The sequence below is a fragment of the Enterobacter sp. YSU genome (assembly GCF_016082135.1).
In the GTDB taxonomy this organism is placed as follows: domain Bacteria; phylum Pseudomonadota; class Gammaproteobacteria; order Enterobacterales; family Enterobacteriaceae; genus Enterobacter; species Enterobacter hormaechei_C.
Genome location: NZ_CP059487.1, coordinates 1227202 through 1252536, shown reverse-complemented (window position 1 = coordinate 1252536; position 25335 = coordinate 1227202). Strand labels below are relative to the sequence as shown.

Genomic DNA, 25335 nt, shown 5'->3' with positions numbered 1-25335 from the left:
GAGTATGAAAATTGAGCGAATGAAACTTTGAAGGGAAATAATTCATCTGAAGAATTATTCACTTTTTTGAAGTGAAAATATTTTGTATAACAAATGGTTATTTATGCGAATTGCTATAAATTGCCGTCAATGACACTTTTTGCAGTGAAATGCCTTGTTCTTTAAGGCTTGCGCAGCATGCCGTGCAAATGATACTCATACGGCGCGTTAAAAAATCCCATAAACCAACGCAACACAATTCATACCCTTTCAGTATGTCTCCATATTCATGCAGTTTTGATGGTACGGAGATTTCATTGAGGAAGTCAGTTTCTATGAAAAATTTGAAAGTCAGCCTGGCCTGGCAGATCCTGCTGGCCCTTGTGCTGGGCATCTTGCTGGGCAGTTACCTCCATTATCATAGTGACAGCCGCGAGTGGCTGATTGCGAACCTTCTCTCCCCTGCGGGCGATATCTTTATTCATCTGATCAAGATGATTGTTGTGCCGATTGTGATCTCGACGCTGGTGGTCGGTATCGCGGGTGTCGGTGATGCGAAACAGTTAGGCCGCATCGGCGTTAAAACTATTCTCTATTTCGAAGTGATCACCACGGTTGCCATCGTTCTTGGCATCACCCTGGCGAATGTGTTCCAGCCTGGTGCCGGGATCGATATGTCGCAGCTGGCGACGGTGGATATTTCGAAATACCAAAGCACAACCGCCGATGTGCAGAGCCATTCGCATGGACTGATGGGGACTATTCTCTCGCTGGTGCCGACCAACATTATCGCGTCCATGGCGAAGGGCGAGATGCTGCCGATCATCTTCTTCTCGGTACTCTTTGGTCTGGGGCTTTCTTCCCTGCCCGCGACGCACCGTGAACCGCTGGTCACCGTGTTCCGATCTGTCTCCGAAACCATGTTCAAAGTCACCCACATGGTGATGCGCTATGCGCCGGTCGGGGTATTCGCGCTGATTGCGGTGACCGTAGCGAACTTCGGCTTTGCCTCCCTGTGGCCGCTGGCGAAGCTGGTGATTCTGGTGCACTTCGCGATTCTGTTCTTCGCGCTGGTAGTGCTGGGCATTGTGGCGCGCCTGTGCGGGCTCAGCATCTGGATCCTGATCCGCATCCTGAAGGATGAGCTGATTCTGGCCTACTCCACGGCAAGCTCCGAGAGCGTGCTGCCGCGTATCATTGAGAAGATGGAGGCCTACGGTGCGCCGGCGTCCATTACCAGCTTCGTGGTGCCAACGGGCTACTCCTTTAACCTGGATGGTTCGACGCTGTATCAGAGTATTGCGGCAATCTTTATCGCGCAGCTGTACGGCATTGACCTGTCGCTGTGGCAGGAGATCGTGCTGGTTCTGACGCTGATGGTGACTTCAAAAGGCATCGCAGGCGTGCCGGGCGTCTCCTTCGTGGTGCTGCTGGCGACGCTGGGCAGCGTCGGTATTCCGCTGGAAGGCCTGGCGTTTATTGCCGGTGTGGACCGTATCCTCGACATGGCGCGTACTGCGCTGAACGTGGTGGGTAATGCGCTGGCGGTGCTGGTAATCTCCAAGTGGGAACACAAGTTCGACCGTAAAAAAGCGCTGGCGTATGAACGCGAGGTGCTGGGTCGTTTTGATAAAACGGCTGACCAGTAACATTCTAAGCCCGGTGGCGCTGCGCTTACCGGGCCTACGGGTTTTGTAGGCCGGGTAAGGCGAAGCCGCCACCCGGCACGTTACTCCCCGCTCAACGCATCAAACTCTTCACACCCGGTATCAAACCCTTCGGTACAGCTCAGGTTTAACCAGTAAAGCGCTTTCTGTTTATTCGGTGTGATAAAGCCTTTCTCACCCTGCCTGAACAGCATTCCTGCCCAGTACTCCGCATAGCCCGTCCGGGACAGAGCCGAACTCCGCTTGAACCACGACGCGGCCTGCACGTCATCCTGAGGGACTTCAACGCCGTTGGCATAGATCAGCCCCAGCAGCTGTTGCGCGTCTACCGCCGAGTCGCTATCGATGTCTTCGGTCGCCGATTGCAGCAGTGCGATGGCCTGCGGGTAGTCGGTTTTGCCCGCCTGCGTGTTCACCAGCACCCGCGCCAGCATGATCGCGCCGCGTTTGCTGCCCGCAATGTTTGCCTGCTGGGCCAGGGCTTTAGCCTGCGCATAGTCACCCTGCGAAAAGTGGATTTGCGACAGCAGCGCCATGGCGTCGACATCACCGCCTTTTGCCGCTTTTTCCGCCCACAGCGCCGCCTGCTCGCTGTCGCCGGAACTGAACCAGGTATCGGCAAGATAATACTGCGCGCGCGCATCGCCCGCTTCAGCCTGCTTTTTATACTGGCTGCCTATCTCATCGGCATGGGCAAACGCGGTTAAAAATAACAACATCAGAAAAAGGGTTTTCATGGATTCTTATCATCTGGGTACACGCCGCGCAGTATAATCGCGGCGACAGAAGAAAAAAACGGGTGCGTTAAGACCTCAGCATCCCACAAGCCGGGCGGAACACGCGTTCCGCCCGAAGAGGTTAGCCTGCGTTACAGGCTAATTTCGCCGCCACCTCCTGATGTTCACTCTTTATTGAAAACTCGCAGAGCCTGCCGCGAGTAATAAAGGTAAAGATCACTATCGTCAGGCAAATAATAAAGACGATGCCTAACGCAGTTTTTAATGGCGTCATGCCTTTTACTCCTTGTGTAAAAAAGAATAAGAGGCTACTCTCAACCTGTTGGTAGTTGAGGGAGTAGCCTCGGGTTGTACTGACCCCAAAAAGTTGGACAGTTAAACACGAGGCACATAGGTCTGGGTTCGATATTCAATTGGACTCAGACCCTAACCGATACTAATGAACCGTGAGGCTTAACCTTACAACGCCGAAGGTGTTTTGGCGAAGAGACGAAATTTTCAGCCTGATACAGATTAACAGAATTTGCCTGGCGGCTTTAGCGCGGTGGTCCCACCTGACCCCATGCCGAACTCAGAAGTGAAACGCCGTAGCGCCGATGGTAGTGTGGGGTCTCCCCATGTGAGAGTAGGGAACTGCCAGGCATCAATTAAGTGAAGAGGCCATCCGGAAGGATGGCCTTTTTGCGTTTGTACGTCGAAAAACGGCAGGCCGGGCAAGGCGAAGCCGCCACCCGGCAACTCAGAGCGTACTATCCCTGACAAACATTCAAACGAAGCAATGGCCGCTGATGGAAACGCCCAAGGATCAGCACCGTCGTTAACGCACCAAGCAGCGCGCAAAACATATCTGACTGGGTATCCCATGGATCGCCCTGCGTCCCCAGAAAATCATCCGCACCCTGTCCCATTGCCAAAGCTGCCCACCACTCAATGAGTTCATAGGTGGCGCTAATGGCCAGAGCAACACAGCACACCAGAAATCCCGTCATCTTATGTCCACGAACATACCCACCGCGCAGCAGAATTTCTCGCGCTGCCAGTGCGGGAACCAGCCCCTGGAAGAAGTGACCGAGCTTGTCATACGGATTTCGGCTAAGCCCGAGCATCTCCTGAACCTCAAAACCAACCGGAACCTTTGCATAGGTGTACATACCACCAACCATCAGAATGATGGCGTGGAAGAAAATCAAGGTATAGAGAAGGGGAGTCAGGGGGTATCGCCGGTGCGTGGCAAGCAGAAGTGGGATGATGATAATGACGGGCGTCACCTCCATCAGCCAGGTGATGCGATCGCTCGTGAACAGGCCGGTATAAAACAGGATCATCAGCAGGAGCAGTGACCCGACTTTTAAAGCAGATAAGGTCATATCATTTTCATTGTCAGGGGAAAAAATCACTATTACCTGACAGAAGGGAAAATTCAATGCGTAGCAGATACAGAAAAGCAAAAACCCAGCCATAGGCTGGGTTCTTTAAATAGTGGTGCCCGGACTCGGAATCGAACCAAGGACACGGGGATTTTCAATCCCCTGCTCTACCGACTGAGCTATCCGGGCAACGGAGCGCATTAAACCGCAATCGCGCGCGATCGTCAACATTATTTCGGGAAAAGCTGTTCAACTGCTTAAGTTTGCGGCAATCTGTCCGTTTGTGCCCTGGAATTGCACAAATCTTCCAGACAGTTCAGGCAAGATGTGACAATGCTGACGGTAAGAGGAGGGCAGTATGGCAAACGACTGGCTTGAGCTGCGTCAGCATGCAGAAACAGGTATTGAGACAATTAAGGCGCATTTCGAAGGACATGCCTTTGATCCCCACTGGCATGATAGCTATCTGGTCGGAATAACCCTTTCCGGCACCCAGCAGTTCCACTGTCGCCGTGAACGCCACCGTAGCCAGCCGGGCGATGCTTTTTTACTTGAGCCCGGGGAGATCCATGACGGTGATGCGCCGATAGAGGGGGGCTTTACTTATCTGACCTTTTATCTGGATGAACACTGGCTCACCCGTACGCTTCAAGGGCTGTACGACTCTACTCCCGGGAGCTACACCCTCCACTTTGCCCAAACGCTGACGCGAGAGCCTCAGTTGGTGCGCGCTATCGGTGATACATTTGCCTCGTTGCATAACGATGAAATGAAGATCGTCCAACAGAGCACAATGGATAACCTGCTCTCTCAGATCACTGCCCACTGCCACTGGCGTAAGAAACTCCCGTTGCAGTTACAAAGCTCCGCCGTGGCGCATCGTGCCCGCGACTATCTCTATGCGCATATCGGCGAGAACGTGGGGCTGTCAGACCTTGCCCGTGAGACGGGTACGGATCGCTTTACGCTCACCCGCTGTTTTAAGCGCGAATTTCACCTGGCACCGCACGCCTGGCTTATCCAGCTGCGCCTGGCAAAGGCCCGACAGATGCTGGCGTGTGGGGAACTGCCTGTTGATGTTGCGGCGGCAGTGGGTTTTGCCGATCAAAGCCATCTTGGTCGCTGGTTCCAGCGGGCATACCGTATTTCTCCGGCACACTACCGTCGGTTGTGCACAAACCTTCCAGACGTTTCCAGAAAATAACGGCACATTCGTGGCTCTAATAAAAAAGGAGTCACCTGTGAATTTATTACCCTTCCTGCTGTTTGCATTTGTCGCCTCGATTACACCGGGGCCAACCAATATTCTGGTACTGGCTAACAGTCAGCACTTTGGCGTAAAAAATACGTTTCCTGCGATCCTGGGCGGGTGTATTGCCGCCAGCGCTATTGTTCTGGTTTCAGGTGCTGGGGCAGGAGAAGTGTTACGCCAGTATCCGCTGATACGTCAGGTAATGAGCTGGGCGGGCGTGCTGTGGCTTTCCTGGATGAGCTGGCAGCTGTTTAGCGCCCCGGCCGCGAATCTCTCCTTCAGACGCCATGTCCGGTTTACCGCGCGGGCGGCGGCGTTATTACAGGTTGTAAACCCAAAAACGTGGATGATGGCGCTGGCAGTTGTCAGCTTGTTTGCTCCGGCAAGCGACCATGCATTTCGGGATGTTGCGCTGATGGCGCTATGGTTTCTGGCGATCTCCGTGGCTTGTTTGTTGTGCTGGGCGTGGCTGGGGAAGGCGGTGAACCGGATTTTCCGCACCACCGTGGCGATGGTGCGATTTCAGCGCGCGATGGCGCTGTGCTTGTTTATTTCCGCCTGGACGGGAATGCTGGCTTAGGTCAGAGCACCACCCATACGACACTGCGCGAACCGCAAAATATCTTCCGCCAGACGGTGCGCCGTATCCACATCCGCCTGGCTACGGTTCACCAGCATGCGGCTCAGGCAACCTTCCAGCACCAGCTCCATCTGCTTCGCGACCATTGCCGGGTCATCCACTTCAAGTGTGGTCAGCAGCTCGTGTGTGAACTCGTGCGCGGCACGTTTTTGCTGATCTGCCAGTTGATGGATGGGGTGCCCGGGATCCGGATAGTAGGTGCAGGCGGCGATAAACAGACAGCCTGGGTAACGGTTGTTGGTAACACACTCCGTCAGTGCGGTATAGCGCGCCAGCAGCTTTTGCTCGGTAGTCAGCTCTTCATTCAGCATCAGCTGCCTGCGCCAGATATCCACCTGTTGGCTGAGATAGCGCAGGGCATCATACAGCAACGCCTCTTTATCCGGCCAGAAGCGCTTAAGTTCATCCAGAGGGTAATCGATACGGTCGGCGACCATCTCAAGCGTGGTGCTGGCGATCCCTTGAATCTCAAGCAATTGCAGGGCTTGTCCCAGTACGTCTTCGCGTTGCACGGTTATCTCCTCCGCTATTCCCAACGGTTTGTCCCGTCTAAAGTGTTGTTTACGGTTGGCGATTGCGCAAATGCGCGTTGAATGCCGTCGCGTCCATAAACCCGGTTACACGCTGCGTCGGCTGTTCTTCCCCCTGTTCATTGAAGAACAGGATGGTAGGCAGCCCGAGCACATTAAGTTGCTTCAGCAGAGCCTTATCCTGCGCGCTGTTGGCGGTAACGTTCGCCTGGAGCAGAACGGTATCGCTCAGCGCGTGTTGTACCTGCGGATCGCTGAAGGTGTATTTTTCAAACTCTTTGCAGGCCACGCACCAGTCGGCGTAGAGATCGAGCATGACCGGTTTGCCTTTCGCCTGCGCCAGGGCGCGGTTAAGGTCATCCACGTTCTTAATCTGTATAAAATTCAGATGAGCCTGCGTTTGACCTGCCGGGGTGCCAAACGCCCAGTCCTGTAGTGGACGGACGCTCACCAGCGCGGCCGCCAGCAGAAGGATCTGTAGCAGGCGCATCCACGGTTTCTTCGCCCACAGACTCACGATAAACGCCCAGCTGAAGAAGGCCACGCCGAGCATCGCCCAAAGACGCGTACCCCACACATCACCGATGATGCGCTCCAGCAGAAATACCGGCAGCGCCAGAATGACAAAACCAAACGCGGTTTTCACCGTCTCCATCCACGGTCCGCTCTTCGGCAGCAGACGATTGCCAAACACCGTCACCAGGATCAGCGGCAGGCCCATGCCGAGCGCGTAGAGGTACAGCGTGCCGCCGCCGAGCCACAGGTTGCCGCTCTGGGCAATATATAACAGGATGGCGCTCAGCGGCGCGGTGGTGCAGGGGGAGCAAATCAGCCCGGCGATGGCACCCATGGCGAACACGCCGCCCGCAGAGCCACCCTGCTGACGGTTGCTCATTAGCGTCAGACGCGTTTGCAGGGAAGAAGGCAGTTGCAGGGTGAACAGGCCAAACATCGACAGCGCCAGCAGAATAAACACCGCTGACAGACCGATAAGCACATAAGGGTGCTGAAGGGCGGCCTGGAACTGCAACCCGGCAGCGGCGACCACGAGGCCGAGCGCCGTATAGGTTAACGCCATGCCCTGCACATAGATAAAGGCCAGCAACAGCGCGCGGGCAGTGGAAAGGCGTTGTTTACCGCCCAGCACGATGCCAGAGATAAGCGGGTACATGGGCAGTACGCAGGGCGTAAAGGCGATGCCGATACCAATCAATAACGCCCAAAACGCTGAGAACGGAAGGTCTGAAGCGGTTTCGCCTTCACCCCTCACCCTGGCCCTCTCCCCTGAGGGGAGAGGGGAGGCCGCCGCTTTCACTTCGCTAAGCGGAACGACCTTTGTTTCAGGTGGGTAACAGAATCCCGCATCGGCGCAGCCCTGATACGTCACCGTCAGGGTAGCGCCTTTATCCGCCTGATTCACCGTGACGGGCACGCTTAAGCGCTGACGATAAATTTCACTCTTACCGTAGAACTCGTCCTCGTGCCACTCGCCAGCGGGCATCTGCAATGCGCCGACGTTCGCCTTTGCCGGCGTGATGCTGACCTGCTTGCGATAGAGGTAGTAACCCTCTTTCACCTGCCAGGTGAGACTGAGATCGTGCTGGTTTTGCTGAAAGTCGAAAACGAACGCCTGGTCGGCAGGAATAAAGTTCGAACGGCCGGGTGCGTCAAACAATCCGGCAAAAGCTGACGTGCTGCACAGCAGCAGGATCAGCGTAATGAAGCGTTGAGCCATGAGAGATAATCGTTATCGCCGTGGACCACTGGCAGAACCAGCAGCTCCGGGGTTTGGTATGGATGATGAGACTTGAGGCAGTCGAGGAGCGCCTGCTGGTTTGTCAGGTTGGTTTTGAGCAACATCTGGACTTCGTACTCTTGCTCCAGCTTACCTTCCCAGTAATAAAGGGAGGTGGCGCCGGGAAGAAGTGTGACACAGGCAGCCAGTTTTTCGGCCAACACTTTGGCGGCCAGATCCTGGGCAGAAGCTTCATCAGGGGCGGTGCACAGTACAACAACAGCATCAGGCGTGTTCACAAGTCGACCTCCTCATCACGAAAGTCTTCACTATATCACGCAAGGCGGTTGGTCATTAATGAAACGGGCCGCAGAGCGGCCCGATTTTAACTATTTTTACAACGGCTAATCGTTTACAGCACAATGCCGCCGATGATAAAGCCGAGGATCACGCAGAGCGTAATCGCCACCACGCCCGGGATGAGGAACGCGTGGTTAAACACGTATTTACCAATACGGGTTGAGCCGGTGTCATCCATCTCAACCGCGGCCAGCAGGGTTGGGTAGGTGGGCAGAACGAACAGGGCGGAAACTGCTGCAAAAGAGGCAATCGCCGTCAGCGGCGTTACGCCCAGCATCAGTGCCGCAGGCATCAGCGCTTTGGTAGTCGCAGCCTGGGAGTACAGCAACGTCGCGGCAAAGAACAGCACTACCGCCAGCAGCCACGGATAGTTGTGCAGCAGGTCGCCTGCAACGGTCTGGATATCGCTAATGTGCGCTTTCACAAAGGTATCACCGAGCCACGCCACGCCCAGCACGCACACGCAGGCGCTCATGCCGGATTTGAAGGTGCTGGCGTTCAGCACTTCGCTGGTGTCGATTTTACAGGTGATGCTGATCAGCGTCGCGATGGTCAGCATAAATACCACAATGGCTTCGTTACGCGGCAGAACCGGGTTCTGGATCAGACCTACCGTATCGCTGATGGCGGTCGCGTAGAACATCACGGCGACGATACCAATCAGGAACAGCAGCACGGAGCGTTTTGCATGCGGCTTCAGCTCGAAGACCTGACTACCGCGCAGGCTCACTTCACCTTTTGCCAGACGCTCCTGGTAAACCGGATCGTCTTTCAGCTCGGCGCCGAGGAAGTTACACAGCACGGCAGTGATCATTACCGCAATCAGCGTGACCGGAATACAGATTGCCAGCAGCGTCAGGTAACTTACGCCCATCGGCTCAAGGATACCCGCGAAGAAGACCACCGCCGCGGAAATGGGCGAGGCGGTAATCGCAATCTGGGAGGCGACCACGGCAATAGAAAGAGGGCGAGACGGGCGAATACCCTGTTCTTTCGCCACTTCGGTGATTACCGGCAGCGTGGAGAAAGCGGTGTGGCCGGTACCGGCGAGAATGGTCATAAACCAGGTCACCAGTGGGGCAAGGAAGGTGATGTATTTCGGATGGCGACGCAGCATTCGCTCCGCCAGGCTCACCAGGTAGTCCATACCGCCTGCGACCTGCATAGCCGCGATAGCAGCAATAACCGCCATGATGATTTCGATAACGTCAAAAGGGATTGCGCCGGGTTTAATCTGAAAGATCAGGGTAAGTACAAGCACCCCGAGACCGCCGGCAAAACCGATGCCGATACCCCCGAGTCGTGCGCCCAAATAAATCGCCAACAGGACGATGACGAGTTCTGCTCCAAACATAAAGACCTGCCTTGCTCATTAACAAGTTGATATTGAATTGTTGTGTTTTGGTAACGCCCATAAAGAAAAAAGGCACGTCACAAGTGACGTGCCTTTCGGAAGCTTAGCCTGAACGGTTACTGTTCGCTTTCATCGGTATATCGTTTCGCTTTATATGCCGGGTGCATCAGGTTCTGGGCGGAGAAGATATCGTCCAGTTCGGCTTCGGTCAACAATCCTCGCTCGAGAACCACCTCACGCACGCTCTTACCGGTTTCGGCACAAATCTTCCCGACGATATCGCCGTTGTGGTGGCCGATGAACGGGTTGAGGTAGGTGACGATGCCGATGGAGTTATAGACGTAGCCCTCACACACTTCTTTATTCGCGGTGATGCCGTTGATGCATTTTTCCAGCAGGTTGTAGCAGGCGTTGGTCAGAATATGGATAGATTCAAACATTGCCTGGCCAATCACCGGCTCCATCACGTTCAGCTGGAGCTGACCGGCTTCGGAGGCCATGGTGACGGTCGTATCGTTACCAATAACCTTGAAGCAAACCTGGTTCACCACTTCTGGCACCACCGGGTTCACTTTAGCTGGCATGATGGATGAACCCGCCTGCAACTCTGGCAGGTTGATTTCATTCAGGCCAGCGCGCGGACCGGAGGAGAGCAGGCGCAGGTCGTTACAGATTTTGGACAGTTTCACCGCCAGACGTTTCAGGGCGCTGTGCACCATCACGTAGGCGCCGCAGTCTGAGGTAGCTTCAATCAGGTCTTCCGCAGGCACAACCGGCAGGTTGGACACTTCAGCCAGCTTCTGTACCGCCAGCTGCTGATAGCCATCTGGCGTGTTCAGGCGTGTACCGATGGCGGTTGCGCCCAGGTTCACTTCCAGCAGCAGTTCGGACGTGCGCAGCAGGTTTTTCGTCTCTTCGTTCAGCAGCACGTTAAACGCGTGGAATTCCTGTCCGAGGGTCATTGGCACCGCGTCCTGCAACTGGGTACGGCCCATTTTCAGGATGTCCTGGAACTCTACGGCTTTACGCTGGAAGCCATCGCCCAGCTGATTAATCGCGTCGACCAGTTTAACGACAGAGGCATACACCGCGATGCGGAAGCCGGTTGGGTAGGCGTCGTTGGTGGACTGACATTTGTTAACGTGATCGTTCGGGTTCAGGTACTGGTATTCACCTTTCTGATGACCCATCAGCTCCAGGCCGATGTTTGCCAGCACTTCGTTGGTGTTCATGTTGACGGAGGTGCCCGCGCCGCCCTGATAGACGTCAACCGGGAACTGATCCATGCATTTACCGTTGTTCAGCACCTCATCGCACGCGGCGATAATCGCATTTGCAGCGCTTTTAGGAATGGTTTGCAGCTCTTTGTTCGCCAGAGCCGCGGCTTTTTTTACCATCACCATGCCACGCACAAATTCAGGGATGTCGCTGATTTTGCTGTTGCTGATGTAGAAGTTTTCAATCGCTCTCAGAGTGTGAACACCATAGTAGGCATCCGCTGGAACTTCCCTGGTACCCAACAAATCTTCTTCGATACGAATGTTGTTTAACATGTGAACCTTCTTTTCAAGCTGCCGATGGATTGTACTAAACACACAGTATATATGTGGTTTTGAATATTTTATGACCGACGATTATTCCCTCAATCGGCCAGATGTTCGAGATCATATGCTGATGATAGCGAATTGCCGTAAGCTGGATCACTTATTATCGACCCGATTTCATGATAATTATTAATCTGTGAAATATGTCACCGCTTTAATATTTCCAGAAAAAATATCCGTGCAAACCGATTGAATTTTGGCTAACCGTCACCATTTCTTATCTACGCGCTTCGCGAACACATTCAGTCAGGGGCCGGAAGGCACCTGCCACACAGGAGATGCCAGTGCGCTGGATACCATTTATTGCTTTCTTTCTTTATGTTTACATTGAGATTTCGATTTTCATCCAGGTTGCCCATGTGCTGGGCGTCCTGCTGACGCTGATTCTGGTGATCTTCACCTCCGTCATCGGCATGTCGCTGGTGCGCAATCAGGGTTTCAAAAATTTCCTGTTAATGCAGCAGAAGATGGCCGCAGGCGAAAGCCCGGCAGCCGAGATGATCAAAAGCGTGTCGCTGATTATTGCTGGCCTGCTGCTGATCCTGCCTGGTTTCTTCACCGACTTCCTCGGCCTGCTGTTGCTGTTGCCGCCGGTGCAGAAGCATCTGACCATGAAGCTGCTGCCGCACCTGCGTTTCAGCCGTATGCCAGGCGGTGGTTTCAGCACCGGCCCGGGGGATACCTTTGAAGGGGAATATCAGCGTAAGGATGAGCAGCGCGACCGATTAGATCATAAAGACGATCGGTGAGTTTGTGCCCCGGTGGCGCTCGCTCACCGGGCCTGCGGCTTTTGCCGCTTCGGTAAAAACACCCACAGCCCCGCCAGCATGACGATGGCGTACACACTCTTCCATCCCACCATCGCCAGCAGCATCAGGCACAGGACACACCCGACAGCCGCCAGCGCCTTAAAGCGTCCTTTCAGTAGCCGACAGCCCGCCAGCATGCACAGCAGGTAAATCATGATGAAAATACCGTTGGCGTAGACAATCAGCGCGTCAAGGTTGATGTCGAGGAGATAAATGGCCAGGGAACTCACCACGCAGCAGCCCAGTACGGTATTCAGCGCATTCACCGGAAGCTGACGCTTTGACAGGCGTGAGAGGGGGCTATCCGGTTTATAAAGTGCCTGAGACCACACCAGCCGGGCGAAGCTCTGAATATAGATGTTGAGGCTGGCAAAGCAGGCGAGATAGCCAATCACGCAGGCTACCCACAGGGCCTTAACGCCAAACAGCTGCACCACGATGCCCGGCAGCGACGCGGCGGCGGCTTTCTCTTCACCGAACGCGTTGAAGTGCAGCACCAGTACGGTACAGGCCCAGTACACGGTACCCGCCAGCAGCAGGCCAATCATCAGGGCGCGGGGGAAATCACGCTCGGGCTGTTTAAACTCGGATGCCAGATGAGCGAACGCCTCCAGACCGACGAAACACCAGAACATAACGGATAGTGCAGCGAAAAGCTGTGCGTGGTCGATGTCGTTAATCGCGGGGAAAGGAATATCCGCCACGGTAATGTCACCCGCAAACCAGATGGCGACGATCAGCGCGACAATTAACACGGCGACCAGCGTTTGCAGATTGGCGCTGGAGCTGGCCCCGCGTGAGCCTACCCACCAGACAATCGCCAGCGTACCGAGTTCAGCCAGCAGCAGCTGTTCATCGTGCCAGCCAAACAGCGCCTGTCCGAAGCCGGTTGCGATATGCAGGGCTGCCGGAAGGCCAACGGGTATCACCGACAAAAATAGCCAGCCGGTGACGCGCTCCATCCGCGGCCCAAACGCCATGCCGACAAAATGCGCTACGCCGCCTGCGCTCGGGAAGTGCCGCCCGAGTATGGCAAAGACAATCGCCACCGGAAACACCAGCACGATCAGCACCGGCCATGCCCAAAGACTGTTATTGCCGGCAACCAATGCCGCCAGCGCGGGAACCGCAAATACCCCCGTGCCTAATAAAGACGTTGAGAGTAAGCCAATGCCCTGCGCCAGCCCCAACTCCTGCCTGAGTCCACTCATTTACCTCGTCCCGCGACCATCAAAAGAGAGTGGATGGTAACACTTTCGCAAATTTTTTTTCGATTACCCCTTGAAGGGGTAAAAAGCTATCCCCATCTCTCAGGGCACTAGCCGGAAAACCGCATGCGGACCGGCGTCATCCATAACTGATAATGACTTTCTCAAAGGAGAGCTATCAATGAGTATTCGTCCGTTACATGATCGTGTGATCGTCAAACGTAAAGAAGTTGAAACCAAGTCTGCTGGCGGCATCGTTCTGACCGGTTCAGCAGCAGCAAAATCAACGCGTGGCGAAATCATCGCTGTCGGTAAGGGCCGCATCCTGGAAAACGGAACTGTGCAGCCACTGGACGTTAAAGTTGGTGACATCGTCATTTTCAACGATGGCTACGGCGTGAAATCCGAGAAGATCGACAATGAAGAAGTTTTGATCATGTCCGAGAGCGACATTCTGGCAATTGTTGAAGCGTAATTAACGCACGAAACTGTACGAATTTGAGGAAATAAGAACATGGCAGCTAAAGACGTAAAATTCGGTAACGACGCTCGTGTAAAAATGCTCCGCGGCGTAAACGTACTGGCAGACGCAGTGAAAGTCACTCTGGGCCCGAAAGGCCGTAACGTAGTGCTGGACAAATCCTTCGGCGCGCCAACCATCACCAAAGATGGTGTTTCTGTTGCACGTGAAATCGAACTGGAAGACAAGTTCGAAAACATGGGCGCACAGATGGTGAAAGAAGTTGCCTCTAAAGCGAACGACGCTGCCGGTGACGGCACCACCACCGCGACCGTACTGGCGCAGGCGATCATCACCGAAGGCCTGAAAGCCGTTGCTGCGGGCATGAACCCAATGGATCTGAAACGTGGTATCGACAAAGCTGTCGCCTCTGCTGTTGAAGAACTGAAAGCGCTGTCCGTACCGTGCTCTGACTCTAAAGCCATTGCTCAGGTTGGTACTATCTCCGCTAACTCCGACGAAACCGTAGGTAAACTGATCGCTGAAGCGATGGATAAAGTCGGTAAAGAAGGCGTGATCACCGTTGAAGACGGTACTGGTCTGGAAGACGAACTGGACGTGGTTGAAGGTATGCAGTTCGACCGCGGTTACCTGTCTCCATACTTCATCAACAAGCCAGAAACTGGCGCTGTTGAGCTGGAAAGCCCGTTCATCCTGCTGGCTGACAAGAAAATCTCCAACATCCGCGAAATGCTGCCAGTGCTGGAAGCCGTTGCGAAAGCAGGCAAGCCGCTGGTAATCATTGCTGAAGACGTTGAAGGCGAAGCGCTGGCGACTCTGGTGGTTAACACCATGCGTGGCATCGTGAAAGTGGCAGCGGTTAAAGCACCTGGCTTCGGCGATCGTCGTAAAGCGATGCTTCAGGATATCGCTACCCTGACTGGCGGTACCGTGATCTCCGAAGAGATCGGTATGGAGCTGGAAAAAGCGACCCTGGAAGACCTGGGCCAGGCGAAACGCGTTGTGATCAACAAAGACACCACCACCATCATCGACGGTGTGGGTGAAGAAGCTGCTATTCAGGGCCGTGTTGGTCAGATCCGTAAGCAGATCGAAGAAGCAACTTCCGATTACGACCGTGAAAAACTCCAGGAGCGCGTAGCGAAACTGGCAGGCGGCGTAGCGGTAATCAAAGTCGGTGCGGCTACCGAAGTTGAAATGAAAGAGAAGAAAGCACGCGTTGACGATGCCCTGCACGCGACCCGTGCTGCGGTAGAAGAAGGCGTGGTTGCTGGTGGTGGTGTCGCGCTGGTGCGTGTAGCCGCTAAACTGGCTGGCCTGACTGCTCAGAACGAAGACCAGAACGTGGGTATCAAAGTTGCGCTGCGCGCGATGGAAGCTCCTCTGCGTCAGATCGTGTCCAACGCCGGTGAAGAGCCGTCTGTGGTTGCGAACAACGTGAAAGCGGGTGAAGGTAACTACGGTTACAACGCGGCAACTGAAGAATACGGCAACATGATCGACTTCGGTATCCTGGATCCAACTAAAGTGACCCGTTCTGCACTGCAATACGCGGCATCTGTAGCTGGTCTGATGATCACGACCGAGTGCATGGTGACCGACCTGCCTAAAGGCGACGCGCCTGACTTAGGTGCTGCTGGTGGTATGGGCGGCATGGGTGGCATGGGCGGCATGATGTAATCATGTTGTTCTGAACCTCTCAGAACGAACCCCGGGCAGCAATGCCCGGGGTTTTTTATTGTCTTCTACTCGAAGGTGCCTTTCACGCACACAACGCCTCCACGCACCATCTGGCGGCCTTTCGCCCAGACCTCACGGATCTTAAGATCATCGGTCAGCACCAGGACGTCGGCATCGCATCCGGGCGCGATCCGCCCTTTATGCTCCAGGCCGAGAAACTCCGCCACGTTACGCGTAAACGGCAGAAGCGCCTCCTCCAGCGGCAAGTGATACCGGCCGACCAGCTGCTGTAGCGTCTCAAGCAGGGACTCAAATCCCGCCACGCCAATGCCAACAAGATTACCATTTGCATCAAAATTCGGCTGACTGCCGTTGCCATCCGAGCTGAGCGTGAGCCGGTTAAACGGCACCTGCACTTCACGGGCCGTCGCGATAGCGGTGGCGGCATCAACAGGCTCGCTGATGCTGGTGGTGATGTCGATGTACCCCCCTTCGCGGGCATAGTCCAGTGCGGCGTGGAACAGTGCCTGGGCGCGGTTGACGTGAGTTGGCAGCAGCTTCGTGCGGGGCACGTCGGCGTTATTCAGGATGTTAAGCAGCGGCTCCAGCAGTTTCGGGCTGTTGCCGAGGTGAAACACGGATATCCCCGCTTTGGCACCCAGCAGCCCGCCGACGCGTGACTGGGCGGCCATATTCGCGAGCTGGTCATCTGCCGGAGCGGAAGAGCGATGGTCGGAAATCGCGCATTTCACGCCAATGATTTTATCAATCAGCGCCACATCCTTTTCGATACTGCCGGTAATCGTCGGAGAAGGCAGGCCATACGCGCCTGTCAGCATCCACGTGCTGATCCCTTCATGCTCAAGCGCCCGCGTTTTCGCCAGCAGCGACTCGGGATGGCGGGTCACGCCGTCGGTGCCCAGCAGGCCAACAACGGAGGTGATGCCAGCCGCCACCAGCGCAGACAATCGCACCTCTGGCGTCCGGGTGTGGGGACCGGCTTCACCGCCGCCGCCAATCAGGTGTACATGCTGATCGATAAACCCCGGACAAACCACCGCTCCGGCGAGATCGCTTTCAGGACAGTCTGGCCTCGTTGTGGCGTGGCCCGCTTTTTCGACTGCGACGATTTTTCCTCCGGCAATCAGCAGATCGCTATGCCCAAGATCCTCGGGAGCGTAAAGCTGCGCATTGCGGAAAAGGTGCGGTTCCAGCACTGAAAAATCCATTTTTATCTCCTCAGAAGAGTAGCTGCATCACCCACATTGAGAGCAGGGCGTTAATGACGCAGATAGTGATGATGTGCGGATAATACTTCGGGTTGACGCCTGCGGTGCCAAGGCAACGGCCCGTGTTTTGCACCGGATTACCCATCAGATAGATGGCGGGCAGCAGGATGGTGGCATCGTGACCGTTGAGCGTGCCGGCAGCGACCAGACTGGCGCAGACCCCCACACCGCCGCCCATGCTCATTACCGAGGCCAGAAGAACCGTTGCCGCCGCACCCGGAAGCCCCCACAGGGCCATGATGGGCTCGCATACCCTGCCGACAATATCCAGCAGGCCGGTTACCTTGAGCGCCTGAATGATGACAAACGCCATGACCACGTTCGGCAGCAGGCTGGTGGTGGCGATGGTAAAGCCGCGGCGGGCGCCATCGATAAACAGGTCCATGATATTTTTACGCGGCTGGGCGATCATCTTTCCTCCTGAACGCGGCGAACTTCCATGTGGGCGATCCACAGTCGCAGGAAGTTCGCGCCAACAAATTTGAACACCAGAATGACGGCAAGCGGCGTGATCACCGGGACGGTAATAAAGGTAAAGAGTGCGGCACCAGAAGAAAAATAGTTGGTAATAATGGCGCTACCGCTGGTCTGGAAGGTGGCGAAAATGGCGCGTTCATGGTCAGTAATCGCCCCTTCGTCAGTCAACTCTTTGGTCATCCCTGCGGCTGCATCGGTATTTTGCAGGTTGGCGATAAGCGCCAGAGAGCAGATGCCCGGCACGCCGAGCAGCGGGCGCAGAATGGGCGTCATGAGCTGTTGTGCGGCGCGCAGCCCGCCCAGCCCCTCGGTAACGGCAATGATCCCGAGCGATAAAATGACCGAGGGCGCCAGTTCAAGGGCAAATAAAAAACCGTCTTTCGCTCCTGTGCCGCCCTCACCGCGAAACGTTAGCGCGCCGTTCACCGGTCCAAAGCTGCCGTTCAGCACGGTGAAATCCAGCACGCGCCACCATTCGGTACTTTTGGCGAAAAAACCTGAGAAAAATACGATGGTGAGCACGAACGCCAGATAGCCCACCCAGGTTACTTTTTCCTCTCCTGAGGATGATGCACTCATGAAACCCCCTTTTTTGAGTCGCGTACAAAAGTTGTACGTCGCATCACTAAAAACGATCGGGGGCTAAAACACGATATCCCAAAGGTTATTATCAGAATTCATTTAAGATGTCGGAGGAGTGCCAGCGGAATCTGGCTCGCAGAAATGCTCAGCATTTTTCTTTTGGTCATCTTTTTAGTATAAGGTTTACACGCGGACAACTACTGTCCAGCTTATTGAAAACGAGGAATAACATGCGCATAAAAGTCTGTGCAGGGATTGTAGGTGCAGCATTGCTGCTGGCGGGTTGTAGCACCAGCAATGAGCTGACGGCAGCGGGCCAGAGCGTTCGCTTTGTGGAAGATAAGCCGGGCAGCGAATGCCAGCTGTTAGGCACCGCCTCTGGCGAGCAAAGCAACTGGATGTCGGGGCAGCACGGCGAAGAGGGCGGCTCTATGCGCGGTGCGGCCAATGCCCTGCGTAATCAGGCTGCGGCAATGGGCGGCAACGTCATTTACGGGGTGAGCAGCCCGACGCAGGGGATGCTGTCCAGCTTTGTGCCAACCGCCAGCCAGATGAACGGCCAGGTCTATAAGTGCCCGAACTGATATAACTTTTTGATGGCGCTGCCGCTTTATCTCCAGGGCAGGTAAGCGTAGCGCCACCTGCCTTTTTACTGCTGCCGTAGCTGCAAATCCAGCGGCGTCTTACTCGGCTCTCCGCCAATCTCACGTGCCAGCTTCGGCACCATATAACCCGAAACCAGCGTTAATAGCTCGTGCATAATCTTCCGGGCCTCTTCATCTGTCACCATGAAGTGCGCCGCGCCCTGGACGCGATCCAGAACATGCAGGTAATAGGGCATTACGCCCGCATCAAATAAGGAATTGCTGAGATCGGCCAGCACGCGGGCGCTGTCGTTCACGCCGCGCAGTAATACGCTCTGGTTGAGCAGCGTCACGCCTGCCTTTCGCATACGCGCCATCGCCGCACGAAAGTGCGCGTCAATTTCATTTGCGTGGTTGATATGGTTCACCAGCAGCACCTGCAAACGGGACTGCTCCAGGCGCGTGACCAGGGCGTCGGTGATACGCGCCGGGATGACGATCGGTAAACGGCTGTGAATGCGCAGACGCTTAATGTGCGGGATGGTCTCAAGCTGAGTCAGCAGCCAGTCCAGCTCATGATCTTTTGCCATCAGCGGGTCGCCGCCGGAAAAGATGATTTCATCCAGCTCCGGGTGCGCCGCGATGTAGTCCAGTGCCACCTGCCAGTTGCGTTTATTGCCCTGATTTTCGGCGTACGGGAAGTGGCGACGGAAGCAATAGCGGCAATTTACCGCGCAACCGCCCTTAACCAGCAGCAGGGCGCGATTACGGTATTTATGCAGCAAACCCGGTACGACACTGTTTTGCTCTTCCAGCGGATCGGTGCTGTATCCGGGGGCGGTAATAAACTCATCCTGAGAAGTAAGCGTTTGTTTTAATAATGGATCATCAGGGTTACCCTTTTCCATTCGGGCAACAAACGCGCGGGGAACGCGCAGGGCGAAAAGGCGCTTCGCCTCACGACCTGCACGCAACGCTTCGTGCTGTTCGAGGTCTAAAAGACGCAGCAATTCATCAGGACTGGTGATTACATCGGCAAGTTGCGATAACCAATCTTCTCTGGACGGGGTGTTTAGGGTTACAATATGCGCCATTTTGTGGCTTAGCTACCAGTTAACAAATTTAGAGGGCCTTATGGCAACGTACTATAGCAACGATTTTCGTGCTGGTCTTAAAATCATGATGGACGGCGAACCGTACGCGGTTGAAGCCAGCGAATTCGTTAAACCAGGTAAAGGCCAGGCATTCGCACGCGTTAAGCTGCGCCGCCTGCTGACCGGTACCCGTGTTGAGAAAACCTTCAAATCTACTGACTCCGCTGAAGGCGCTGATGTTGTCGATATGAACCTGACTTACCTGTACAACGACGGTGAGTTCTGGCACTTCATGAACAACGAAACCTTCGAGCAGCTGTCTGCGGACGCGAAAGCGATTGGCGACAACGCCAAGTGGCTGCTGGATCAGGCTGAGTGCATCGTTACCCTGTGGAACGGTCAGCCTATCGCGGTTACGCCTCCGAACTTCGTTGAGCTGGAAATCGTTGAAACCGATCCAGGTCTGAAAGGTGATACCGCAGGTACTGGCGGCAAGCCTGCCACCCTGTCTACCGGCGCGGTGGTTAAAGTGCCACTGTTCGTACAGATCGGTGAAGTGATCAAAGTGGATACCCGCTCCGGCGAATATGTATCCCGCGTGAAGTAATTTACGTCATGATTAAAGGCGCAGCGCCCGCTGCGCCTGATTTTGCAGGCAGGGAAGATGAAACGTACCGTTAAAATTCTGCTTCTGTTAGCGTTCTCAAGCGCAATTCTCTCCGGTTGCAACACCGCGCGTGGCGTGGGCGAAGATATTCAGGATCTCGGCCATATCATTTCCCATGCGGCCAGCTAATTCCGTCTAATTTTCCTAAAAATTCTTCCTTTTCCGTCAAACGACAAGATCTTGTCTATTCTTAAGTTGCTATACACAAAATAACTTTGGCTATAAAAGGAAGATATTATGGTTAAGAAAACAATTGCAGCGATCTTTTCTGTTCTGGTGCTTTCTTCGGTACTGACTGCATGTAACACCACCCGTGGCGTAGGGGAAGATATCTCCGACGGTGGTAACGCGATTTCTGGCGCAGCAACTAAAGCTCAGAACTAATGAAAGCGACGGTACGGCAGCTAACTTCACCGTACCGTCAATTCTCCACTTCCTGTAGCGATAAAAACGGGGAGTAACGCGTATCCATATGAAGCTTCATGCGGATATTGCGTTTGTACGTATACACCGTTTTTCCGTTAATGCGCAGATTGCTGGCAATTTTCTGGTTGCTCGCACCATCCATCCACAGGGTCAGTACTCTCTCTTCCTGACGCGTCAGTAACGGTGCCGCCATTTCCGGAAGCTCCGCGCTTACGCATGTCGTTAGCGCGTCGTTTATCACCGCCGCCAGTTTTTCCAGATCGGTATTTTTGGAAAGTGAAGACCATATCGGGAACTGCGCCAGATAATCTGTCATCTCCTGCTCCTGCCCCGATTGCAGCATAATAAAAGGCAATGTTTCGCTGGCAATAAGCAGGGAAGATAGCTGCTGAAAATGGTGTAAATCCTGCCGGAAGCCCGATAAATCAGCGATGACCAGCGCAGGTTTCCATTGCAGGATATGCTCTCTGGCGAGGAAAAGATTATTTACCCCGGTTACGACGAAATGACCCGAAAACAGGTCTGAATGATTGAGCCAGGCTTCAAATCCCGTGCGGGTGAAGTGACAACGGTCAATCAAAAGAATTTTGAACATATAATTTTCGCAGTCGGCTAGTGGTTTGGCTTCCTGCCATCAGAAAGCCTATCATCATAGAGAAGTCGGATGAGTCATAAATGCCTGAACTCCGTGCCTTACTGAGGCTATTTCTTGCCTTAACGTGTTCAGCAGAAAAAGTTTGAAAAAAAATTCCATGCTAACCAAAATATAAGGCGCAACCTCAGCCTTGCGGGACGACCCGTAAGCGCTTCATTCATCGGGGACGGCCCCAACTTGTCGTTAAGTTAAGGAGCCTGATATGTCCTGGATCGTTCTTGTTATTGCCGGTTTGCTCGAAGTGGTATGGGCAATTGGCCTGAAATATACCCACGGTTTTACCCGCCTGACGCCCAGCGTCATCACTATCGCCGCAATGATTGTCAGTATCGTCATGCTGTCATGGGCGATGCGAACCTTGCCAGTCGGAACGGCTTACGCTGTCTGGACTGGAATTGGCGCGGTAGGGGCTGCCATTACCGGCATTCTGCTGCTGGGGGAGTCTGCGAGTCTGGCGCGCATCGCCAGCCTCGCGTTAATCGTCGCGGGTATCATCGGGTTAAAACTCAGTACGCACTAATGCAGCTGTTTTACCCAGATTAATTTCGTCACGTCAAACCCTTGCCGGGTCGCTATGTCCAGCATCTGCTGTTTCATTTCCGTCGAGATCGTTGGCGTGCGGGAGAGGAGCCACAGATAGTTGCGATCCGGCCCACACACCAGCGCATGGCGGTACTCTCTGTCCAGCGCAATGACGTTATACCCGCCGTAGAATGGGCCGATGAAAGAGACTTTCATGGCCGCGCGGTTAGACGCGCCGGTGAAATAGGCCTGACCAACTGACTGCTGCCACATCTGGCGATCCGGGTTATAGCCGCGGTTAATGACCCGGATCCCGCCGTCATCCATCGCGCTGTAGCTGACCGTGACTTTTTCTAAGCCCCGTTCGAACTGATGGTCCATTCGGGCGATTTCATACCAGGTGCCGAGGAAGCGCTGTGCGTCGAAATTACTGACTACCGTGACGCCAGGCGGAGGAGTAGGGGAACTGCAAGCAACCACTAAAAACGCGGCTGTTACTGCGGCAATAACAGGCAGAATGCGCATAGGAGTTTCCTTACTGTTTTTTGTTAAGTGTAGATGACAGCAAGGAAAACGCGGGAGATTGTGCAGGGTGTTTTGCCGGGTGACGGCTTCGCCTTACCCGGCCTACAAAGTTCACGCGTTGTATAGGCCGGGTAAGCGAAGCCGCCACCCGGCAATGTTTTACTGTAGCGCCTCGAGGATATGGTATGCCGCCTCAACGCGTGCCGGGTTCGGATAGCTTGTATTCGCGAGCATCACAATACCGATCTGCTTTTCAGGAATAAAGGCCACGTAGCTGCCAAACCCGCCAGTAGAGCCCGTTTTATGGACCCAGGACGCTTTGACCGGGGGAGCCGGTGGATTCACTTCTGCCACGGGCAACGGTGCCAGCGCTACCTTACTGTCGCTGCCTTCGACCACCGTGTTGGCCTCCACGGGCCAGTTGAGCATCTCCCAGCCCAGACCCTGATACATTGACCCGATACGCCAGTAGCGCGACTGCGCCAGCGCGATGCCCTGCTTAAGTGAGGCATCAGCAACGTTCTCCGGCGCCATGTTTGCCATGACCCAGTTCGCCATATCCTGCACGTTGGTTTTCACGCCATAGGCTTGTGCATCCAGCATACCCGGCGAAACGCGCACCGCTTTACCGTCACGATAGCCCCAGGCGTAATGCGCCTCTTCCGCTTTCGGCACGTTAATCCAGGTATGGTCCAGCTTGAGCGGCTTAAGGACCCGCGTCGTCATGGCCTGCTCATAGGGCATGCCAGAAGGTTTGACCGCCAGCGCACCAAAAAGACCGATGCTGGCGTTGGCGTAAAGACGCGTTGTGCCAGGCTTCCACTGCGGCTGCCAGTTTTGATAAAAGCGCAGCAGGGAGGCGTTATCCGTGACCTCATCCGGTACCTGTAGCGGCAGGCCGCCAGCGGTGTAGGTGGCGAGATCCAGCATACGAATACCCTGCCACTGCTTGCCCGTCAGCTGTGGCCAGTATCTGGTCACCGGATCGTCCAGCGAAATTTCACCGCGAGCAATGGCATCCCCACCTAAAACGCCGGTGAAGGTTTTACTTATAGAACCCAGCTCGAACAGGGTCTGAGGCGTAACGGGTTTATTCGCCGCGATATCGGCCTTGCCAAACGTGTAATAGTGCGGTTTTCCCTGATAAATAACGGCCACCGCCATGCCTGGAACAGACTGGGCTTTCATCAGCGGGGTAACCGTATTCGCTACCACCTCCGCCAGCTGTTTTTCTGACACTGGCGTGGCGAGAGCAGAGCAAGAGATGCCGAGCAGCAGGGCGCAGCAAAGGGATTTTTTCATCATCAGTAATCTTCCGTAATAGCGAGTCAAGGGGATGTCCGGGCCCGTCAGACAGGCGTAGTCTGTTGGATTTGACTGTGCCTGACAAACGGTTAAATTTAGCATTAGCTGTTAATTTTTCTAACGGAAGCGACCATGACGCGAAGCTATCTACCCCTCAATTCGCTTCGGGCTTTTGAGGCCGCCGCAAGACATCTCAGCTTTACGCATGCGGCCATTGAACTGAACGTGACGCATTCGGCTATTAGCCAGCATGTGAAAACGCTGGAGCAGCACCTGAACTGTCAGCTGTTCGTTCGCGTGTCGCGCGGGCTGATGTTGACTACCGAGGGCGAAAATTTACTGCCGGTGCTGAATGATTCGTTCGATCGTATAGCCGGAATGCTGGATCGCTTCGCTAACCATCGTGCGCAGGAGAAGCTGAAAATCGGCGTGGTGGGTACGTTTGCCACCGGGGTCTTATTCTCGCAGCTGGAGGATTTTCGCCGTGGCTATCCGCACATCGATCTTCAGCTTTCCACCCATAACAACCGCGTTGATCCGGCTGCCGAAGGGCTTGACTATACGATCCGCTACGGTGGCGGGGCGTGGCACGGTACCGAGGCTGAATTTCTTTGTCATGCGCCGCTCGCGCCGCTATGTACACCTGATATCGCCGCCAGTCTGCACAGTCCGGCCGACATCCTCAGGTTTACGCTGCTGCGCTCCTACCGACGCGACGAGTGGACCGCGTGGATGCAGGCGGCCGGCGAGCATCCCCCTTCGCCAACGCACCGCGTGATGGTATTTGATTCGTCCGTGACCATGCTGGAGGCCGCTCAGGCAGGGGTGGGTATTGCTATTGCGCCTGTCGATATGTTTACCCATCTGTTAGCCAGCGAGCGCATTGTGCAGCCCTTTGCGACGCAGATTGAGCTCGGCAGCTACTGGCTGACCCGATTGCAGTCCCGGGCAGAAACGCCAGCCATGCGCGAATTTTCCCGGTGGCTGGTGGAGAAGATGAAAAAGTAAAAAGCCCGCCGGATGGCGGGCCTGTTCAGTCAGATGGTGACCACGGCAATCAACGTGACGACCGTCAGAATGGTCGCCAGACCGTAGAAGACCCATTTACCGCTTGGCACATGGATTTTCAGATCGTGCATCGCATGGTGGATACGGTGCAGACCACACCACAGCGGCAGGACGATCATCAGGAAGATGAACACGCGGCCAATAAAGCTGCTCGCAAAGGCCAGTACGCGCTCATAGCTCAGCGCATCGCCCGGGAACAGCCCCAGCGGCAGCATGATCCCGACCAGCAGGATAATGACCGGGGCAATAATGGCGCTCCACATGCCGCCTGCGCCAAACAGCCCCCAGAAGACCGGCTCGTCTGAACGTTTTGGATTTGGATTGATCACAGTAGTCTCCTTACCAGAACAGTGCGACAAACAGAATGACCACAGAGACAACTGCCGTCACTGCCCAGAGCCCTTTAATGACCGGCTCTGGCCCCATTTTTTCGCCTTTTACAATGATGTTCGCTGCTTTTGGCGCCAGTTCAAACCAGGTTTTGGTATGAAGCAGCGCGGCGGCGAGCACAATCAGGTTCAGCACAACGATGATTGGGTTTTGCAGGAAGCCCACAAAACTGGCCCAGGCTTCCGGGCCGTGCTTGAGGGCATAAACCCCGTACAGCAGTTCGAGGCTGAACCAGACCGCGGGAACAGCCGTGCCTTCACGCAGCATATAGAAGCGATAAAACGGCAGTTTTTTCCACCAGGTGGACGGCATTGGTCGCACGTAGGCTTTGCGTTTAGTCGTCATCAT

The 25335-nt window shown here is 54.9% G+C and carries 30 protein-coding genes, 1 tRNA gene and 1 rRNA gene; 13 read left to right on the top strand and 19 right to left on the bottom strand.

From position 1 onward, the window contains the following. The first annotated feature begins 314 nt into the window (after positions 1–314). On the top strand, positions 315–1628 hold the full coding sequence (gltP, locus tag H2Z33_RS06095) for a glutamate/aspartate:proton symporter GltP (RefSeq protein ID WP_015570199.1): 1314 nt from the start codon (positions 315–317) through the stop codon (positions 1626–1628). A gap of 80 nt (positions 1629–1708) precedes the next feature. Here gltP and H2Z33_RS06090 read toward each other — a convergent pair whose 3' ends face one another. Both H2Z33_RS06090 and H2Z33_RS06085 read right to left on the bottom strand, forming a co-directional pair. After that, on the bottom strand, positions 1709–2383 hold the full coding sequence (locus H2Z33_RS06090; RefSeq protein ID WP_063135427.1) for a tetratricopeptide repeat protein: 675 nt from the start codon (positions 2381–2383) through the stop codon (positions 1709–1711). A 121-nt stretch (positions 2384–2504) separates the two neighbouring features. After that, on the bottom strand, positions 2505–2657 hold the full coding sequence (locus tag H2Z33_RS06085; protein WP_042719158.1) for a Hok/Gef family protein: 153 nt from the start codon (positions 2655–2657) through the stop codon (positions 2505–2507). A 252-nt stretch (positions 2658–2909) separates the two neighbouring features. Here H2Z33_RS06085 and rrf point away from each other — a divergent pair. Further along, positions 2910–3025 (top strand): 5S ribosomal RNA (rrf, locus tag H2Z33_RS06080). Between the two features lie 107 nt (positions 3026–3132). On the opposite strand, the gene H2Z33_RS06075 is transcribed toward rrf, so the two are convergent. After that, positions 3133–3750 carry a DUF2238 domain-containing protein gene (locus H2Z33_RS06075; RefSeq protein ID WP_063135483.1) on the bottom strand — a complete coding sequence of 206 codons (618 nt, stop codon included), beginning with the start codon at positions 3748–3750 and terminating at the stop codon, positions 3133–3135. A 113-nt stretch (positions 3751–3863) separates the two neighbouring features. Next, a tRNA-Phe gene (locus tag H2Z33_RS06070) sits at positions 3864–3939 on the bottom strand. Between the two features lie 169 nt (positions 3940–4108). Here H2Z33_RS06070 and H2Z33_RS06065 point away from each other — a divergent pair. Next, complete coding sequence (locus H2Z33_RS06065) at positions 4109–4954, top strand: AraC family transcriptional regulator (RefSeq protein ID WP_017383974.1); 846 nt, start codon at positions 4109–4111, stop codon at positions 4952–4954. Positions 4955–4991: 37 nt separating this feature from the next. After that, the gene (locus tag H2Z33_RS06060) at positions 4992–5582 is read left to right on the top strand and encodes a LysE family translocator (protein WP_032104115.1); all 591 of its coding nucleotides are present in this window, start codon (positions 4992–4994) and stop codon (positions 5580–5582) included. On the opposite strand, the gene H2Z33_RS06055 is transcribed toward H2Z33_RS06060, so the two are convergent. From H2Z33_RS06055 to aspA, 5 genes are all read right to left on the bottom strand, one after another. Continuing rightward, positions 5579–6154 carry a transcriptional regulator gene (locus H2Z33_RS06055; RefSeq protein ID WP_017383972.1) on the bottom strand — a complete coding sequence of 192 codons (576 nt, stop codon included), beginning with the start codon at positions 6152–6154 and terminating at the stop codon, positions 5579–5581. The genes H2Z33_RS06060 and H2Z33_RS06055 overlap by 4 nt on opposite strands. A gap of 49 nt (positions 6155–6203) precedes the next feature. After that, positions 6204–7907, bottom strand: a complete 1704-nt coding sequence (locus H2Z33_RS06050; protein WP_063135482.1) for a protein-disulfide reductase DsbD — start codon at positions 7905–7907, stop codon at positions 6204–6206. Beyond that, positions 7883–8206 (bottom strand): divalent cation tolerance protein CutA, encoded by a 324-nt coding sequence (gene cutA, locus H2Z33_RS06045; protein WP_003855908.1) that lies wholly within the window; start codon positions 8204–8206, stop codon positions 7883–7885. The genes H2Z33_RS06050 and cutA overlap by 25 nt, the downstream gene beginning before the upstream one ends. A 113-nt stretch (positions 8207–8319) precedes the next feature. After that, positions 8320–9621, bottom strand: coding sequence for an anaerobic C4-dicarboxylate transporter (locus H2Z33_RS06040; RefSeq protein WP_003855921.1), 1302 nt, complete (start codon positions 9619–9621; stop codon positions 8320–8322). A 116-nt stretch (positions 9622–9737) separates the two neighbouring features. Then, entirely contained in the window at positions 9738–11174 is a 1437-nt protein-coding gene (aspA, locus tag H2Z33_RS06035) for an aspartate ammonia-lyase (protein WP_003855923.1), read from the bottom strand. Between the two features lie 335 nt (positions 11175–11509). Between aspA and H2Z33_RS06030 the strand changes: the two genes are divergently transcribed. Next, positions 11510–11974 carry an FxsA family protein gene (locus H2Z33_RS06030; protein WP_003855925.1) on the top strand — a complete coding sequence of 155 codons (465 nt, stop codon included), beginning with the start codon at positions 11510–11512 and terminating at the stop codon, positions 11972–11974. A 23-nt stretch (positions 11975–11997) separates the two neighbouring features. Here the strand turns inward: H2Z33_RS06030 and yjeH are convergent, their stop codons facing one another. After that, positions 11998–13245 (bottom strand): L-methionine/branched-chain amino acid transporter, encoded by a 1248-nt coding sequence (gene yjeH / locus H2Z33_RS06025; protein WP_017383970.1) that lies wholly within the window; start codon positions 13243–13245, stop codon positions 11998–12000. A gap of 178 nt (positions 13246–13423) precedes the next feature. Here yjeH and H2Z33_RS06020 point away from each other — a divergent pair, with 178 nt between their 5' ends. Then, complete coding sequence (locus tag H2Z33_RS06020) at positions 13424–13717, top strand: co-chaperone GroES (RefSeq protein WP_003855929.1); 294 nt, start codon at positions 13424–13426, stop codon at positions 13715–13717. Positions 13718–13756: 39 nt separating this feature from the next. Next, entirely contained in the window at positions 13757–15403 is a 1647-nt protein-coding gene (groL, locus tag H2Z33_RS06015) for a chaperonin GroEL (RefSeq protein ID WP_015572446.1), read from the top strand. A 65-nt stretch (positions 15404–15468) separates the two neighbouring features. On the opposite strand, the gene iadA is transcribed toward groL, so the two are convergent. From iadA to H2Z33_RS06000, 3 genes are read right to left on the bottom strand one after another with little or no spacing between them, the layout of a single operon-like run. After that, positions 15469–16632 carry a beta-aspartyl-peptidase gene (iadA, locus tag H2Z33_RS06010; RefSeq protein WP_063135481.1) on the bottom strand — a complete coding sequence of 388 codons (1164 nt, stop codon included), beginning with the start codon at positions 16630–16632 and terminating at the stop codon, positions 15469–15471. A gap of 10 nt (positions 16633–16642) precedes the next feature. Continuing rightward, positions 16643–17104 carry a YjiG family protein gene (locus H2Z33_RS06005; RefSeq protein ID WP_015572448.1) on the bottom strand — a complete coding sequence of 154 codons (462 nt, stop codon included), beginning with the start codon at positions 17102–17104 and terminating at the stop codon, positions 16643–16645. Continuing rightward, a complete protein-coding gene (locus H2Z33_RS06000; RefSeq protein ID WP_015572449.1) occupies positions 17101–17748 on the bottom strand; it encodes a nucleoside recognition domain-containing protein in 648 nt (215 codons plus the stop codon). Before H2Z33_RS06000 ends, H2Z33_RS06005 begins: the two co-directional genes overlap by 4 nt. A gap of 233 nt (positions 17749–17981) precedes the next feature. On the opposite strand from H2Z33_RS06000, the gene H2Z33_RS05995 reads away from it, so the two are divergent. After that, positions 17982–18335, top strand: a complete 354-nt coding sequence (locus H2Z33_RS05995; protein ID WP_022646802.1) for a DUF4156 domain-containing protein — start codon at positions 17982–17984, stop codon at positions 18333–18335. Between the two features lie 65 nt (positions 18336–18400). Here the strand turns inward: H2Z33_RS05995 and epmB are convergent, their stop codons facing one another. Beyond that, positions 18401–19429 (bottom strand): EF-P beta-lysylation protein EpmB, encoded by a 1029-nt coding sequence (gene epmB, locus H2Z33_RS05990; protein WP_063135480.1) that lies wholly within the window; start codon positions 19427–19429, stop codon positions 18401–18403. Positions 19430–19469: 40 nt separating this feature from the next. Between epmB and efp the strand changes: the two genes are divergently transcribed. The 3 genes from efp to ecnB all read left to right on the top strand — a co-directional run bounded on the left by efp (position 19470) and on the right by ecnB (position 20480). Continuing rightward, complete coding sequence (efp, locus tag H2Z33_RS05985; protein ID WP_003855940.1) at positions 19470–20036, top strand: elongation factor P; 567 nt, start codon at positions 19470–19472, stop codon at positions 20034–20036. Positions 20037–20093: 57 nt separating this feature from the next. Continuing rightward, positions 20094–20225 carry an entericidin A/B family lipoprotein gene (locus H2Z33_RS05980; RefSeq protein WP_015572451.1) on the top strand — a complete coding sequence of 44 codons (132 nt, stop codon included), beginning with the start codon at positions 20094–20096 and terminating at the stop codon, positions 20223–20225. 108 nt (positions 20226–20333) lie between these two features. Beyond that, entirely contained in the window at positions 20334–20480 is a 147-nt protein-coding gene (ecnB, locus tag H2Z33_RS05975; RefSeq protein WP_003855942.1) for a lipoprotein toxin entericidin B, read from the top strand. Positions 20481–20517: 37 nt separating this feature from the next. Here the strand turns inward: ecnB and H2Z33_RS05970 are convergent, their stop codons facing one another. Further along, positions 20518–21117 (bottom strand): helix-turn-helix transcriptional regulator, encoded by a 600-nt coding sequence (locus H2Z33_RS05970; RefSeq protein WP_032104122.1) that lies wholly within the window; start codon positions 21115–21117, stop codon positions 20518–20520. A gap of 262 nt (positions 21118–21379) precedes the next feature. Between H2Z33_RS05970 and sugE the strand changes: the two genes are divergently transcribed. Then, on the top strand, positions 21380–21697 hold the full coding sequence (gene sugE / locus H2Z33_RS05965) for a quaternary ammonium compound efflux SMR transporter SugE (RefSeq protein ID WP_015572453.1): 318 nt from the start codon (positions 21380–21382) through the stop codon (positions 21695–21697). On the opposite strand, the gene H2Z33_RS05960 is transcribed toward sugE, so the two are convergent. Continuing rightward, positions 21694–22224, bottom strand: a complete 531-nt coding sequence (locus tag H2Z33_RS05960) for a lipocalin family protein (RefSeq protein ID WP_023295791.1) — start codon at positions 22222–22224, stop codon at positions 21694–21696. The genes sugE and H2Z33_RS05960 overlap by 4 nt on opposite strands. Positions 22225–22383: 159 nt before the next feature. Next, complete coding sequence (locus H2Z33_RS05955; RefSeq protein ID WP_017694683.1) at positions 22384–23529, bottom strand: cephalosporin-hydrolyzing class C beta-lactamase ACT-17; 1146 nt, start codon at positions 23527–23529, stop codon at positions 22384–22386. Between the two features lie 132 nt (positions 23530–23661). On the opposite strand from H2Z33_RS05955, the gene ampR reads away from it, so the two are divergent. Continuing rightward, positions 23662–24537: a LysR family transcriptional regulator AmpR gene (gene ampR, locus H2Z33_RS05950; protein WP_003855952.1), complete on the top strand. Its 876-nt coding sequence runs from the start codon at positions 23662–23664 to the stop codon at positions 24535–24537. A gap of 29 nt (positions 24538–24566) precedes the next feature. Here ampR and frdD read toward each other — a convergent pair whose 3' ends face one another. Beyond that, the gene (gene frdD, locus H2Z33_RS05945; RefSeq protein ID WP_000609653.1) at positions 24567–24926 is read right to left on the bottom strand and encodes a fumarate reductase subunit FrdD; all 360 of its coding nucleotides are present in this window, start codon (positions 24924–24926) and stop codon (positions 24567–24569) included. 10 nt (positions 24927–24936) lie between these two features. Continuing rightward, positions 24937–25332 (bottom strand): fumarate reductase subunit FrdC, encoded by a 396-nt coding sequence (frdC, locus tag H2Z33_RS05940; RefSeq protein WP_017383964.1) that lies wholly within the window; start codon positions 25330–25332, stop codon positions 24937–24939. Positions 25333–25335 lie beyond the last annotated feature (3 nt).

Excerpts from the sequence above, each read along its gene's own strand:
- frdC (WP_017383964.1), bottom strand. The coding sequence starts at position 25,332 with ATGACGACTAAACGCAAAGCCTACGTGCGACCAATGCCGTCCACCTGG.
- epmB (WP_063135480.1), bottom strand. The coding sequence starts at position 19,429 with ATGGCGCATATTGTAACCCTAAACACCCCGTCCAGAGAAGATTGGTTA.
- gltP (WP_015570199.1), top strand. The coding sequence starts at position 315 with ATGAAAAATTTGAAAGTCAGCCTGGCCTGGCAGATCCTGCTGGCCCTT.
- ecnB (WP_003855942.1), top strand. The coding sequence starts at position 20,334 with ATGGTTAAGAAAACAATTGCAGCGATCTTTTCTGTTCTGGTGCTTTCT.
- H2Z33_RS06090 (WP_063135427.1), bottom strand. The coding sequence starts at position 2,383 with ATGAAAACCCTTTTTCTGATGTTGTTATTTTTAACCGCGTTTGCCCAT.
- H2Z33_RS06075 (WP_063135483.1), bottom strand. The coding sequence starts at position 3,750 with ATGACCTTATCTGCTTTAAAAGTCGGGTCACTGCTCCTGCTGATGATC.
- H2Z33_RS05995 (WP_022646802.1), top strand. The coding sequence starts at position 17,982 with ATGCGCATAAAAGTCTGTGCAGGGATTGTAGGTGCAGCATTGCTGCTG.
- H2Z33_RS06050 (WP_063135482.1), bottom strand. The coding sequence starts at position 7,907 with ATGGCTCAACGCTTCATTACGCTGATCCTGCTGCTGTGCAGCACGTCA.
- H2Z33_RS06005 (WP_015572448.1), bottom strand. The coding sequence starts at position 17,104 with ATGATCGCCCAGCCGCGTAAAAATATCATGGACCTGTTTATCGATGGC.
- sugE (WP_015572453.1), top strand. The coding sequence starts at position 21,380 with ATGTCCTGGATCGTTCTTGTTATTGCCGGTTTGCTCGAAGTGGTATGG.
- H2Z33_RS05980 (WP_015572451.1), top strand. The coding sequence starts at position 20,094 with ATGAAACGTACCGTTAAAATTCTGCTTCTGTTAGCGTTCTCAAGCGCA.
- H2Z33_RS05960 (WP_023295791.1), bottom strand. The coding sequence starts at position 22,224 with ATGCGCATTCTGCCTGTTATTGCCGCAGTAACAGCCGCGTTTTTAGTG.
- H2Z33_RS06020 (WP_003855929.1), top strand. The coding sequence starts at position 13,424 with ATGAGTATTCGTCCGTTACATGATCGTGTGATCGTCAAACGTAAAGAA.
- H2Z33_RS06065 (WP_017383974.1), top strand. The coding sequence starts at position 4,109 with ATGGCAAACGACTGGCTTGAGCTGCGTCAGCATGCAGAAACAGGTATT.
- H2Z33_RS05970 (WP_032104122.1), bottom strand. The coding sequence starts at position 21,117 with ATGTTCAAAATTCTTTTGATTGACCGTTGTCACTTCACCCGCACGGGA.
- ampR (WP_003855952.1), top strand. The coding sequence starts at position 23,662 with ATGACGCGAAGCTATCTACCCCTCAATTCGCTTCGGGCTTTTGAGGCC.
- aspA (WP_003855923.1), bottom strand. The coding sequence starts at position 11,174 with ATGTTAAACAACATTCGTATCGAAGAAGATTTGTTGGGTACCAGGGAA.
- iadA (WP_063135481.1), bottom strand. The coding sequence starts at position 16,632 with ATGGATTTTTCAGTGCTGGAACCGCACCTTTTCCGCAATGCGCAGCTT.
- H2Z33_RS06040 (WP_003855921.1), bottom strand. The coding sequence starts at position 9,621 with ATGTTTGGAGCAGAACTCGTCATCGTCCTGTTGGCGATTTATTTGGGC.
- groL (WP_015572446.1), top strand. The coding sequence starts at position 13,757 with ATGGCAGCTAAAGACGTAAAATTCGGTAACGACGCTCGTGTAAAAATG.
- yjeH (WP_017383970.1), bottom strand. The coding sequence starts at position 13,245 with ATGAGTGGACTCAGGCAGGAGTTGGGGCTGGCGCAGGGCATTGGCTTA.
- efp (WP_003855940.1), top strand. The coding sequence starts at position 19,470 with ATGGCAACGTACTATAGCAACGATTTTCGTGCTGGTCTTAAAATCATG.
- H2Z33_RS06085 (WP_042719158.1), bottom strand. The coding sequence starts at position 2,657 with ATGACGCCATTAAAAACTGCGTTAGGCATCGTCTTTATTATTTGCCTG.
- H2Z33_RS06000 (WP_015572449.1), bottom strand. The coding sequence starts at position 17,748 with ATGAGTGCATCATCCTCAGGAGAGGAAAAAGTAACCTGGGTGGGCTAT.
- H2Z33_RS05955 (WP_017694683.1), bottom strand. The coding sequence starts at position 23,529 with ATGATGAAAAAATCCCTTTGCTGCGCCCTGCTGCTCGGCATCTCTTGC.